Source organism: Xanthomonas sp. D-109 (genome assembly GCF_017746095.1).
GTDB lineage: Bacteria > Pseudomonadota > Gammaproteobacteria > Xanthomonadales > Xanthomonadaceae > Xanthomonas_A > Xanthomonas_A sacchari.
Window position 1 is genome coordinate 98,076 of record NZ_JAGHWV010000010.1, and the last position, 12,574, is coordinate 110,649.

The 12,574-nt window shown below is 68.5% G+C and carries 8 protein-coding genes; 4 read left to right on the forward strand and 4 right to left on the reverse strand.

Annotated features, from left to right (window positions below; translation table 11 throughout):
• The first annotated feature begins 377 nt into the window (after window positions 1-377).
• Window positions 378-2,459 carry a carbon starvation CstA family protein gene (locus tag J7357_RS11005; protein ID WP_209246418.1) on the forward strand — a complete coding sequence of 694 codons (2,082 nt, stop codon included), beginning with the start codon at window positions 378-380 and terminating at the stop codon, window positions 2,457-2,459.
• Complete coding sequence (locus J7357_RS11010) at window positions 2,459-2,683, forward strand: CstA-like transporter-associated (seleno)protein (RefSeq protein ID WP_010341969.1); 225 nt, start codon at window positions 2,459-2,461, stop codon at window positions 2,681-2,683. Before J7357_RS11005 ends, J7357_RS11010 begins: the two co-directional genes overlap by 1 nt.
• Before the next feature lie 231 nt (window positions 2,684-2,914).
• On the opposite strand, the gene J7357_RS11015 is transcribed toward J7357_RS11010, so the two are convergent.
• A complete protein-coding gene (locus J7357_RS11015) occupies window positions 2,915-3,601 on the reverse strand; it encodes an HAD-IA family hydrolase (protein ID WP_209246420.1) in 687 nt (228 codons plus the stop codon).
• Window positions 3,602-3,977: 376 nt separating this feature from the next.
• Here J7357_RS11015 and J7357_RS11020 point away from each other — a divergent pair, with 376 nt between their 5' ends.
• Both J7357_RS11020 and J7357_RS11025 read left to right on the forward strand, forming a co-directional pair.
• Window positions 3,978-4,745, forward strand: a complete 768-nt coding sequence (locus J7357_RS11020; protein ID WP_209246422.1) for an ankyrin repeat domain-containing protein — start codon at window positions 3,978-3,980, stop codon at window positions 4,743-4,745.
• Between the two features lie 34 nt (window positions 4,746-4,779).
• Window positions 4,780-5,973, forward strand: a complete 1,194-nt coding sequence (locus J7357_RS11025) for an XVIPCD domain-containing protein (RefSeq protein ID WP_209246424.1) — start codon at window positions 4,780-4,782, stop codon at window positions 5,971-5,973.
• A gap of 147 nt (window positions 5,974-6,120) precedes the next feature.
• On the opposite strand, the gene J7357_RS11030 is transcribed toward J7357_RS11025, so the two are convergent.
• The 3 genes from J7357_RS11030 to J7357_RS11040 all read right to left on the reverse strand — a co-directional run bounded on the left by J7357_RS11030 (window position 6,121) and on the right by J7357_RS11040 (window position 12,206).
• Window positions 6,121-7,365, reverse strand: a complete 1,245-nt coding sequence (locus J7357_RS11030) for a DUF819 family protein (RefSeq protein WP_209246426.1) — start codon at window positions 7,363-7,365, stop codon at window positions 6,121-6,123.
• A gap of 342 nt (window positions 7,366-7,707) precedes the next feature.
• A complete protein-coding gene (locus tag J7357_RS11035) occupies window positions 7,708-9,777 on the reverse strand; it encodes a S9 family peptidase (protein ID WP_209246428.1) in 2,070 nt (689 codons plus the stop codon).
• 470 nt (window positions 9,778-10,247) lie between these two features.
• Window positions 10,248-12,206: an oligopeptide transporter, OPT family gene (locus J7357_RS11040; RefSeq protein ID WP_209246430.1), complete on the reverse strand. Its 1,959-nt coding sequence runs from the start codon at window positions 12,204-12,206 to the stop codon at window positions 10,248-10,250.
• Window positions 12,207-12,574 lie beyond the last annotated feature (368 nt).

The following is a 12,574-nucleotide window of genomic DNA, read 5'->3' on the forward strand; positions in this document are numbered from 1 at the left end:
CGTGCAGCGTCCGAAAGCCTAGGCTGGATCCGCGAGGGCTTCGCCCCCGTACCCTCACCCCAACCCCTCTCCCGGTGGGAGAGGGGCTAAAGCGCGCTGCGACGGCTCATTATCCGTCCGAAGCCATGCACTCCCTTCTCCCCCCGGGAGAAGGTGCCCCGAAGGGGCGGATGAGGGTACGGGCGCAGCCTCGTGCAGCGTCCGAAAGCCCAGGTTGGATTCGCGAGGGCTTCGCCCCGTACCCTCACCCCAACCCCTCTCCCGGGGGGAGAGGGGCTTCTTCTACGACCAAAGTACTAGGCCCCTGGCCGCCCTCGCCATTGACCCTCCAGGCCATCGGGGCGACCCTTGCGGCAATCTTTGGGGGAGCGTTCTGCATGAAAGGGTTTTCCAAGCTGGCCTGGGCCGCACTCGCCATCCTGGCGGCGTTCTGCCTCGGCACCATCGCCCTGCGCCGCGGCGAACACATCAATGCGCTGTGGATCGTGGTGGCCGCGGTGTCGATCTACCTGATCGCCTACCGCTTCTACAGCCTGTTCATCGCCGACAAGGTGATGCAGCTCGACCCCAGCCGGGCCACGCCGGCGGTGCTCAACAACGACGGCCTGGACTACGTGCCGACCAACAAGCACGTGCTGTTCGGCCACCATTTCGCCGCCATCGCCGGCGCCGGGCCGCTGGTCGGGCCGGTGCTGGCCGCGCAGATGGGCTACCTGCCCGGCCTGCTGTGGCTGGTGGTCGGCGTGGTGGTCGCCGGTGCGGTGCAGGACTTCATGGTGCTGTTCCTGTCCAGCCGCCGCAACGGCCGCTCGCTCGGCGACCTGGTGCGCGAGGAGATGGGCCAGGTGCCCGGCACCATCGCCCTGTTCGGCGCGTTCCTGATCATGATCATCATCCTGGCGGTGCTGGCGATGGTGGTGGTCAAGGCGCTGGCGGAAAGCCCCTGGGGCATGTTCACGGTGATCGCGACCATGCCCATCGCGATCCTGATGGGCGTGTACATGCGCTACATCCGCCCCGGCAAGATCGGCGAGATCTCGGTGGTCGGGCTGATCCTGCTGCTGGCGGCGATCTGGTTCGGCGGCAAGGTCGCCGCCGATCCGACCTGGGGCCCGGCCTTCACCTTCACCGGCACGCAGATCACCTGGATGCTGATCGGCTACGGCTTCGTCGCCTCGGTGCTGCCGGTGTGGCTGCTGCTGGCGCCGCGCGACTACCTGTCCACCTTCCTCAAGATCGGCACCATCATCGCGCTGGCGATCGGCATCCTGGTGGTGATGCCGGAACTGAAGATGCCGGCGCTGACCCAGTTCGCCGCCAGCGGCGACGGCCCGGTGTGGAAGGGCGGCCTGTTCCCGTTCCTGTTCATCACCATCGCCTGCGGCGCGGTGTCCGGCTTCCATGCGCTGATCTCCTCGGGCACCACGCCCAAGCTGCTCGCCAACGAGTCGCACATGCGCTACATCGGCTACGGCGGCATGCTGATGGAATCGTTCGTGGCGGTGATGGCGCTGGTGGCGGCCTCGATCATCGACCCGGGCGTGTACTTCGCGATGAACAGCCCGGCCGCGGTGATCGGCGCCGACGTCGCCGCCGCCGCGCACCACATCAGCACCACCTGGGGCTTCGCCATCACCCCGGAGCAACTCACCGCCACCGCGGCGGCGATCGGCGAACCCACCATCCTGCATCGCGCCGGCGGCGCGCCGACGCTGGCGGTGGGCATCGCGCAGATCCTGCACCAGGCCATCCCCAACAGCAGCGACGCGATGATGGCCTTCTGGTACCACTTCGCGATCCTGTTCGAGGCGCTGTTCATCCTCACCGCGGTGGACGCCGGCACCCGCGCCGGCCGCTTCATGCTGCAGGACCTGCTCGGCAACTTCGTGCCGGCGCTGAAGAAGACCGAGTCGTGGACCGCCAACATCATCGGCACCGCCGGCTGCGTGGCGCTGTGGGGCTACCTGCTGTACACCGGCGTGGTCGATCCGTTCGGCGGCATCCAGACGCTGTGGCCACTGTTCGGCATCTCCAACCAGATGCTGGCCGGCATCGCACTGATGCTGGGCACGGTGGTGCTGTTCAAGATGAAGCGCGACCGCTACGCGTGGGTGACCGCGGTGCCGGCGGTGTGGCTGCTGATCTGCACCACCTACGCCGGCCTGATCAAGATCTTCGACGCCAACCCATCGCAGGGCTTCCTGGCGCAGGCGCACAAGTTCCAGGACGCCATCGCCAGCGGCACCGTCACCGCGCCGGCCAAGTCGGTGGCGCAGATGCAGCAGATCGTCACCAACGCCTACGTCAACACCGGGCTGACCGTGCTGTTCCTGTGCGTGGTGTTCGCGGTGCTGGTGTACGCGATCAAGACCATCCTCGTCGCCCGCCGCACTCCGCAGCGCAGCGACCGCGAGACCGCGTACGTGGCCCTGCAGCCGCACCAGATGGCGGACCTGTAATGGGCGGCGCACTGGTTCCGGTCGGCCAGTACCAGGCGCACCGCCGGCTGTGGCGGCGCCTGGTGCAGACCGCACGCCTGTGCTGCGGCATCCCCGACTACGACAACTACGTGCGGCACATGCTGGAAAAGCACCCGGACCGCGAGCCGATGGACTACAAGACCTTCTTCCGCGAGCGCCAGGAGGCGCGGTATGGCGGCAAGAGCGGGTTTCGCTGTTGTTGAAAGGCGGGGATTGGGGAGTCGGGATTGGGGATTGGTGGTGGTGATCGTGATGAAATTGCGGCGATGCTTGCAATGGGCATCGCCGCTTGGCCGTTGTAGGAGCGGCTTCAGCCGCGACGCCTTACCGGTAACGCGTCGCGGCTGAAGCCGCTCCTACGGAGAAGCACGCGGATGCCACGCACTCGCGGGGCTGCTCCCATTCCCGAATCCCGATTCCCCAATCCCGGCTCTTCAAGCCGCCGCGTCACGCACCAATGCCGCATAGGTCTGCGGCAACTCGCGCATGTGTTCCATCACCGCGGCCACGCCGAGCTGGCGCAGGGTCGCGGCGTGCCCGGCGGGAATGTGTGCGGCACCGGTGAAACCGATCACGGTCATGCCCGCGGCCAGCGCGGCGCTCGCGCCGGTGGCGCTGTCCTCGATCACCAGGCAGCGTTCCGGCGCCACGCCCAGCGTGTTCGCCGCCAGCAGATACACGTCCGGCGCGGGCTTGGGCCGCGCCACCATGTCGGCGCTGAAGATGCGCTCGCCGACGCGCTCGGCCAGGCCGGCGCGCGCCACCGAGGCGACCACGCTCTCGCGCATGCTGTTGGAGGCGACCGCGATCGGCAGCGGCAACGCCAGCAAGGCCTCGCGCACGCCGGCGATCGGCTGCACTTCGGCCGCGATCAGCGCTTCGGAGCGCGTGCGGATCTCCTGGTACAGGCCCGGCGGCAGGTCCAGCGCATACTGCCGTTGCACGCGCTGCACGATTTCCTGCGCGGTGAGGCCGAAGCTGCCGGCGAGAAACTGTTCCAGTTCGACCCGCGGCACATAGGCGCCCAGCGCATCGAGCATCACCCGGTCGGCCAGCACTTCGCTGTCGACGAGCACGCCGTCGCAATCGCTGATCAACAGGTCGAAGGGGGTCGCCGTCATCGCGCGCTCCTTGGGGAAAACCGCCATTATGCCGCCGTGCGCATGTCCCTCGCCTGTGTGGCGTCGACAGCGGCGGCACACAGGCCGACCACGGACGCGCATGACGGGCGCAGGGACGCAGGCGCACGCGCGTCTGCGCAATTGGAGGCGCCTGCATGCCCTGCCCGTTCGCGAGGGCAACGCTGCCGTGGCGACATTCGGACTGGCAAGCGTTCGTTCCCGGTTAAACCACCCGGCACCGAATGGAACGCCGCCCGAGATCCGCAGACAACGTCACAAAACTGCCGCGAAACCCCGGCAAACCACTGCTAGGATCGACAGCGGCGCCAGGACGTGCGCCGTCATCCCAGGACCGCGAACAGGAAAGGAGCCTTGCATGCGTACGCCCGTCCCCGCCCTGATCGCACTCGCGACCTCGCTGTTCTTCTCGGTCAGTTGCGCCGCACAGTCCGGCGCCAAGGAGCATTCCGTCATGTCAGCCTCGCTGCAGGATCATTCGGTCGCCTTCCGCGACCCCGCACTCGCCGACATCGCCGCTGCCATCGCGCGCGGCGACGTCGCCCGCATCGCCGCCCTGGCGCCGAGCACGGACCTGTCCGCGCATGGCGACCAGAACCTCACCCTGCTCGAATGGGCCATCTGGAACGAACAGCCGCGCGCGCTGGCGGCGCTGCTCGACGCCGGTGCCGACCCGTCGCTGCCGGGCATGGACCAGGAAACCGTGGTGCACATGGCCGCCATGGCCAAGGATCCGCAATACCTGCAGATTCTGCTGCAGCACGGCGCCCCGGTCGACCCGGTGAGTGCGCGCGCGAACTGGACGCCGCTGTTCCGCGCCGTGCAGAGCAAGCGCGATGCGCAGATCGAACTTCTGCTCAAGGCCGGCGCCGATCCGAAACGGGTCGACGCCACCGGCAACTCGCTGCTGCACCTGGCCGCGCAGAGCAGCGCCGGCAACCCGTGGGTGCTCAAGCTGCTGCAGGCCGGGGTCGATCCGAGCCTGCGCAACGCCCAGGGCAAGACCTTCCAGGCGTACTTCTTCAACACGCCCGAGCGCCTGCTCAACGCCAACGCGCAGCAGGTCCGCAACGACGTGCGCGCCTGGCTGAGCACCCACGCCATCCCGTTGGAAGCGAGCCGCTGACGCGGTCGGTCGCCACATTCGCACGGAGCCGCGCATGAACCAGAACGATCTTTCCCCGTCCGATCCGTCCACCTCCTTCTCCGACGCCGTCCGCGGCCAGCAGCCGCAGGCGGTGGACCGGCAGCTGCCGCCACTGCTGCAGGACCTCTACCACACCGCCGCCGAGCGCCGCGCCGGCGGCGCCGAGACCTTCGCCGCATTGCCCGACGGCTGGTCGCGGATGGACGACGCCGCGCTGCAGCGCGCCGGCATCGACCCCAGCCTGCAGCACGATGCCAAGAGCGGCTTCGATGCCGCGTTCTACCGCAACCCGCAGGGCAACGTGGTGCTGGGGTTCTGCGGCACGGACGAACTGAAGGACTGGAAGCACAACATCGGCCAGGGCCTGGGCTTTTCCGACGCACAGTACGCCTCGGCGATCCAGCTCGGCAGCCAGGCCAAGCAGGCCTTCGGCGACAATCTGCTGATCTCCGGGCACTCGCTGGGCGGCGGCCTGGCCGCGGCCTCGTCGATGGTCAACGACGTGCCCGCGGTGACCTTCAATGCCGCCGGGGTCAACAACAAGACCCTGGAGCGCGAAGGCCTGGACGCCGACGCCGCCAAGGCCTATGCCGCCGATGGACTGATCCGCGGCTATCACGTCAAGAACGAACTGCTGACCTATCTGCAGGAGGACAACCTGCTCACCCGCGGCCTGATGCCCGACGCCGCCGGCCACCAGATCCAGTTGCCGGAACCGGACCCGCTGTCGTTCGGCCAGCGCCTGGTCCCCGGCATGATGCTCAAGCATCGTCTGGACCTGCACGGCATCGACTCGGTGATGAAGGCCGAGGATCTGCAGGCGCAAAGCCAGGGGCAAGCGCAATCGGCCGGCCTGTCGACCGGCAGCCGCCTGTTCAACGACGCGGTGGTGCAGTTGGACGGGCAACGCGACCGGCTCGGCCTGCACGACGATGCGGCCTTCCTCAACACCGCCGCCAGCGTGGCCGCGCGTGCCGGCCAGGACGGCCTGCAGCGCATCGACCAGGTCCTGCCCAGCCGCGATGGCGACCGCCTGTTCGCGGTCCAGGGGCAGCCGGAAAACCCGGCGCACCTGCGCAGCCAGGTACAGACCGCCGCCGCGGCCCACGAGCCGTCGCAGGCCAACGTCGGCCAGTTGCAGCAGCAGAACCTGCAGGCGCCGCCGCAGCAGCAGGAAGAACGGCAGCGCAGCGTGGCGATGCAGTAATCGCCGCAGGCCCACGCCATGGCAGGCGTTCCCGGGAACGCCTGCCATGTGGCCACCGCATGACAGGCAAACGCCTCGCGTGCGTCCCCGGCCTCCAAGTCGTGCGGATCGCGCTGGCGCTGGGTCGGACGCCGTTGCGAAGTGGCGTCAGCCGGCGCCGGCCATCGCGCGCAGCACGATGCCCACCACGTAGGCCAGATAGGTGCCGGTGGCATAGCCCATCGTGCCCAGCAGCACGCCGACCGGGGCCAGCGCCGGATGGAACGCGGCCGCCACCACCGGCGCCGAGGCCGGGCCGCCGACGTTGCTCTGCGAGCCGATCGCGAAATAGAAGAACGGCACCCGCAGCAGCTTGCCCAGCGCCAACAGCAGCAGGACGTGCACGATGAGCCAGATCAGGCCGAGCGCGAAGATCCAGGGGCGGTCGAACAGCGCCAGCAGGTCCATCTGCATGCCGATGCAGGCGATCAGGAAGTACAGCAGCAGCGTGCCGATGCGCGAGGCGCCGGCGCCCTCGAGGGTACGCGCGCGGGTGAAGCTGAGCAGCAGGCCGAAGGTGGTGGCCAGCACCACCACCCACACGAACGGCGAGCCGAGGCTGAACTGTTTGGCCCAGCTGACGTTGGCATCGAACCAGGCGGCTGCCGGCGTGGCGATCGCATGCGCCAGGCCGACCGCGCCGAAGGCCACGCCGACGATCAGCATCAGGTCGGTGAGGCTGGCCACGCGTTCGTGCTGGGCCTGGAAGTGGGCGATACGCTGCTTGAGGTCGTCGATGCCGCGGGTGTCTGCGCCCGTGCGCGCGTCGATGGCCGGCGCACGCTGTGCCAGGAAGATCAGCAGCGCCATCCACACGTAGCCGACGCCGACGTCGACCACCGCGAACTGGCCGAAGGTGGTGGCATCGACCTGGAACACCTCGCGCATCGCCAGCATGTTGGCGCCACCGCCGATCCAGCTGCCGGCCAACGCCGCCATGCCGGCCCAGGTGTCGCCGGCCACGGTGACCGGGTGCAGCCACTTCATGATCTGGAACGCCACCACCGCACCGAGCATGATGCTGAAGGACGCGCCCAGGTACATCGCCACCAGCTTGGGCCCCAGCCGCAGGATGCCCTTGAGGTCGACGGTGAGGGTGAGCAGGACGAGCGCCGCCGGCAGCAGCACGTCGCGCGCGACCGGGTTGTAGAGCGAATTGTGTTGCCCGTCGATCAGGCCGACGGTGTTGTAGATGCCCGGAATCAGATAGCACAGCAGCAGCGCCGGCACGAAGCCGTAGAAACGCTTCCAGAATCCCGATGGCCGCGCCGCGGTCCAGAACACCGCACCCAGGGTGGCGGCGATCAGGCCGAAGATGACGATGTCGTTGGTGATCAGGGGCGTCGAGGGCATCGGGCGGTGGGGCGGGGATTCGGGAGTGGGGATTCGGGATTCGTGCGCCGCGGCTGGAGGTTTGGAGGTCTCAACAAAGATCGAAAGGAGCACCGGAGCGCGGGTGAATTCGCAGGAGCGACGCGCTGCAAGCGCCCTGTTGTTTTTGTGGGAGGGGCTTCAGCCCCGACGCTTTAGCGGCAAGGCGTCGGGGCTGAAGCCCCTCCCACAAGGGCGCCGGATTACTGGGATCGCGGAAAAATCCCGAATCCCGAATCCCGAATCCCGAATCCCCAATCACCCATCCCGGGACCTGGGCCATGACCCAGTCCGGGGCTCAGGAATCCCGAGCCCCAGGCCCCCTCACTCCCCGATATGCTGCTTCAGCCAGCCGTTGACCGTGTCATGCCAGAGGATGCTGTTCTGCGGCTTCAGCACCCAGTGGTTCTCGTCCGGGAAATACAGGAACTTGGACTCGATGCCCTTGCGCTGCAGCGCGCCGAACGCGGCCAGGCCCTGCTCCATCGGGATGCGGAAATCCTGCTGGCCGTGGATCACCAGCATCGGCACCTTCCACTTGTCCACGTGCAGGATCGGGTTGAACTTCTCGTAGCCGGCCGGGTTCTGCCACGGCGTACCGCCGTTCTCCCACTCGCTGAACCACAGCTCCTCGGTGGCGTAGCCCATCATGCGGTTGTCGAACACGCCGTCGTGGTCGACCAGGCACTTCCACGGCTTGTTCCAGTTGCCGGCCATCCAGTAGACCATGTAGCCGCCGTAGCTGGCGCCGAGCGCGCAGGCCTTGTCGCCGTTGAGGAAGCCGTACTGCTTCTGCGCCGCGTCCCAGCCCTTCTGCAGGTCTTCCAGCGGGCGGTCGCCCCAGTGCTGGCTGATCGCATCGGTGAAGGCCTGGCCGTAGCCGGTGGAACCGTGGAAGTCGATCATCACCACCGCGTAGCCCTGCCCCGCATAGGTCTGCGGGTTCCAGCGATAGCTCCAGCCGTTGCCGAAGCTGCCCTGCGGGCCGCCGTGGATCAGGAACGCGACCGGATAGGTCTTACCTTCCTGGTAGTTGTACGGCTTGACCACATAGCCGTGCACGGTGTCGTTGTTCCAGCCCTTGAACGAGAACTGCTCGTAGTCGCCGAACTTCACGTCTGGCAGCATCTCGCCGGCGCTGGGGGTGATGGCGCGCGGCTGCTGGCCGTCGGCATCGGCGACCACGATCTGGTCGCCGCTCTTGAGGCTGTTGCGGGTGAAGGCCAGGGTGTTGCCGGCCAGCACCGGCGCGCCGACGCTGCCGTCGGCCGCCACGGTGCGCACCTTGCCATCGGCCACGTCCACCGCGAACAGCGGGTGCTGGCCCATGTCGTCGGCGGTGGTGTAGACGGTCTTGCCGTCGGCCGACAGCACGATCTCGCCGGCCGAACGATCCCACTGCGGGGCGATCTCGCGGGTCTTGCCGCTGGCCACGTCCATCGCCATCAGGCCGAAGCGGTCGGCCTCGAAGCCAGGGCGCTTCATCGCGCGATAGAACAGGGTCTTGCCGTCGGCGGAGAACACCGGGCCGGCGTCCCACGCGGGATTGGCCGCGGTCAGGTTGACCGGCGCGGCCTTGCCGGCGGCGTCCAGCCGGTACAGGTCGAAGTTGGTCGACCACGGCTCCTCGCGGCCGGCCACGCGCACACTGGCGACCAGCGACTGTCCGTCCGGCGCCCAGGTGTAGTCCTCGCTGCCGCCGAACGGCTTGGAGGGGATGTCGCCGGCCAGGGTCACGCTCACCGCCGAGGCGCCGGCGACCGGCTTGGCCTTGGCGCCGGCCGGCAGCGGCGCGACGAACAGGCTGTTGCGACGGCCGTCATTCCAGGTATCCCAGTGGCGCACGAACAACTGGTCGAACACTACGCCGGTGGCCTTGGATTGCTTCTTGGCGTCCAGGCGCTTCTGCGTGCAGGCCAGGTCCGAGCCGCAGTCCTGGAACACGCCGGCGCTGAAGGCCACCCGGTCGCCCTGTGGGGCGATGCGGTAGCTGTCCACGTCCAGCGCGAAATCGGTGAGCTGGCGCGGCGCGCCGCCGGCCAGCGGCAGCGCGTACAGCTGCTGGCGGCCGGACTTGGCGCTGAGGAAGTACACGGTCTTGCCGTCGGCCGAAAGTTCCGGCGAGTTGACGTTCCAGCCTTCCGGGGTCAGCCGCTTCGGCGGCGCCGCATCGCGGGTGCGCAGGTCGCGCAACCACAGGCTGGTGCTGGATTTCTCCAGCGCCTTGTCCATCTGCCGCTTGGCGAAGATCACGGTGCCGCCGTCGGGCGTCAGCAGCGGCGAGGACACCCGGTCCAGCGCGACCATGTCGCGAACTTCGAAACCGCGGGTGGCGGCCAGCGCGGGCAGCGCAGTCAGCAGGGCCAGGGGCAGCAAGGCGTAGCGCAGGGTCATCGGGTGTCTCCGGAACACGGCAAAACGTCGATGGTAGGGGCCGTGGTGGGCGTGGCGCAAAGGACTGAAGTCATGGAGGGGCCGGGAATGGGGAATGGGGAATCGGGATTGGGAAGAGCGGGGCGCTGGCTCGGCTGGGGGCTACGAAGATTCGCACTGGCACGGTGGTGGACAGCGGGCGGACCGCGGCCCTACGCGCGGCTGGATGAGAGGGGCATCGGCATTGATTGCGCGATGCGCTGGCTTGGCCAAGCGCAGGAAGCCGGTGCCGGAGCTGGCCTTGGTGGTGAAAGCGACATCGGCAAGCGCAGGCGGCTGGGCGCGATTCGCTCTTGGACCAAGCGATACACGCGGTGCGGATCAGCCGGCGAGAAACTGATACGGCACGCGGCGCGCTGGCGCGGCCGCAAACGCGAAGCCCGGCGCGGGCCGGGCTTCGGATGTTGCGTTGCGGGAGGCGGTTGCGCCGATTACGTGCGCGGCGCGGCCGCGGCTTCGCCCTTGCGGCCGGTGCGGTACAGCAGCCAGCCGACGAAGGCCAGCAGGGACAGGCCGGCCCACTGGTTGAGGTGGAACGCCTCCGGCAGTGCCAGCACGTCGGCGCGGCCCGAGGCCACGATCGGCACCGCGATGGCGATGCCCATCAGCGCTTCGCCGGTGATCAGGCCAGCGGCGAACAGCGTGCCCGGACGGTGCACGCGGTCGCGGCCCTCTTCGTCGTCGGCGCGGATCTTGTGGAAGCGCTCGACCAGATGGGTCAGCAGGCCGCCGAGGAAAATCGGCACCATCAGTTCGAGCGGCAAGTAGATGCCGATCGCCGCGGCGAGCACCGGCACGCGGAAGCGCTTGCCGGTCTTCTTCAGCCATTCGTCCAGGGCGATGATCGCCGCACCGACGCCGGCGCCGATGCCGATCATGGTCCACGGCAGCTCGCCGCCGAACAGCCCCTTGGCCACCGACGCCATCAGCGTGGCCTGCGGCGCCGCCAGCGCATTGGGATGCTGCGGCGTGGCTGCGCCGATGCCGTAGGCCTGGGCCAGCAGATTCAGCACCGGGGCCATGATCAGCGCGCACGAGAACGCGCCGATCGCCAGCATCAGCTGCTGCTTCCACGGCGTGGCGCCGACCAGGTAACCGGCCTTCAAGTCCTGCAGGTTGTCGCCGCCGACCGCCGCGGCGCAGCACACCACCGCACCGATCATGATCGCGGCGACCGCGCCGATCGGCGAATCGCGCCCGAGCAGCAGCACCAGCACCGCCGAGGCGAACAGGATGGTGGAGATGGTGATGCCGGACACCGGATTGTTCGACGACCCGATCAGGCCGGCCAGGTAGCCGGACACCGACACGAACAAAAAGCCGGCGACGATCATGATGAGGGTCATCGGCACGCTGACGTGCCACTGGCCGACGATGGCCTGGTACAGGCCCAGCAGCGGCAGCGTGCACAGCAGCAGCGCCACCAGCATCCATTTCATCGGCAGATCGCGATCGGTCTCGGCCACCGCGGCGCCGCCGGTGCTCTTGCGCGCCGCGGCGAAGCCGCTCTTGACGCCCGACAGCAGCGACTTGCGCAGCGAGAACAGCGTCCACACGCCGCCGATCAGCATCGCGCCCACGCCCAGGTAGCGCACCTTGGCCGACCAGATGCCGAACGCGGCCTCGGCCGCCGGCGCATTGGCCAGGCTCTGTGCCAGCGCCGGATCGGAGCCCATGAAGAACTGCTGGTACAGCGGAATGGCGATGTGCCACGACAGGATCGAGCCGGACAACACCACGATGCCGACGTTGAGCCCGACGATGTAGCCCACGCCCAGCAGCGCCGGCGACAGATTGGTACCGACGTAGCCGACCATCTTGCTGCTGCCGATGTACGCGGCCTGCGCCCAGGTATCCGGAATCACCTTCAGGCCGCTGGCCGCGCCGAGCTTGACCAGCCCGCCGATCGCCGCCGACAGGCCGAGGATCTTCAGCCCCGGCCCGGGGTTCTCGCCGGCCTTGAGCACTTCCGCGGCGGCCTTGCCTTCCGGGAACGGCAGCGGATCCTCGACGATCATCGAGCGTCGCAGCGGCACCGAGAACAGCACCCCGAGCAGGCCGCCCATGCCGGCGATGCCGAGCACCCACCAGTACTTGAAGTCCGGCCAGTAACCCATGATCACCAGCGCCGGGATGGTGAAGATCACCCCCGCCGCGATCGAGGAACCGGCCGACGCGCCGGTCTGCACGATGTTGTTCTCGAGGATGGAGCCGCCACCGAGCAGGCGCAGCACGCCCATCGACACCACCGCCGCCGGAATCGCGGTGGCGATGGTCAGGCCGGCGAACAGGCCGAGGTAGGCATTGGCGGCGGACAGCACCACGGCCAGCACGATCGCCAGCACCACGGCACGGAACGTGAGCTGGCGCGGCGCGGCAGCATTGTTCATGGTTACCCCTGAAACGACAAAAACGCTTTGCACGCTAGCGTCTGGGGCCGGGCAAGTCCAGCCTCGCGGCGCCCAGCTTGTGGCACATGCCTGGGGGCGGGGATTGGGGATTCGGGATTGGGGATTTGCAGAAGCTGAGGCAGCAAGCAGCCCCTCTCCCACCGGGAGAGGGGTTGGGGTGAGGGTCCGGCGGCACGCAGCGCACCCCAGCCACGCAGGCGCCGCCCAACCCTCATCCGCCCCTGCGGGGCACCTTCTCCCGACGGGAGAAGGAACAGCAAGAGCCCCTCTCCCACCGGGAGAGGGGTTGGGGTGAGGATACGGCGGCACGCAGCGCACCCCAGGCATGCAGGCCCTGCCCGACCCTC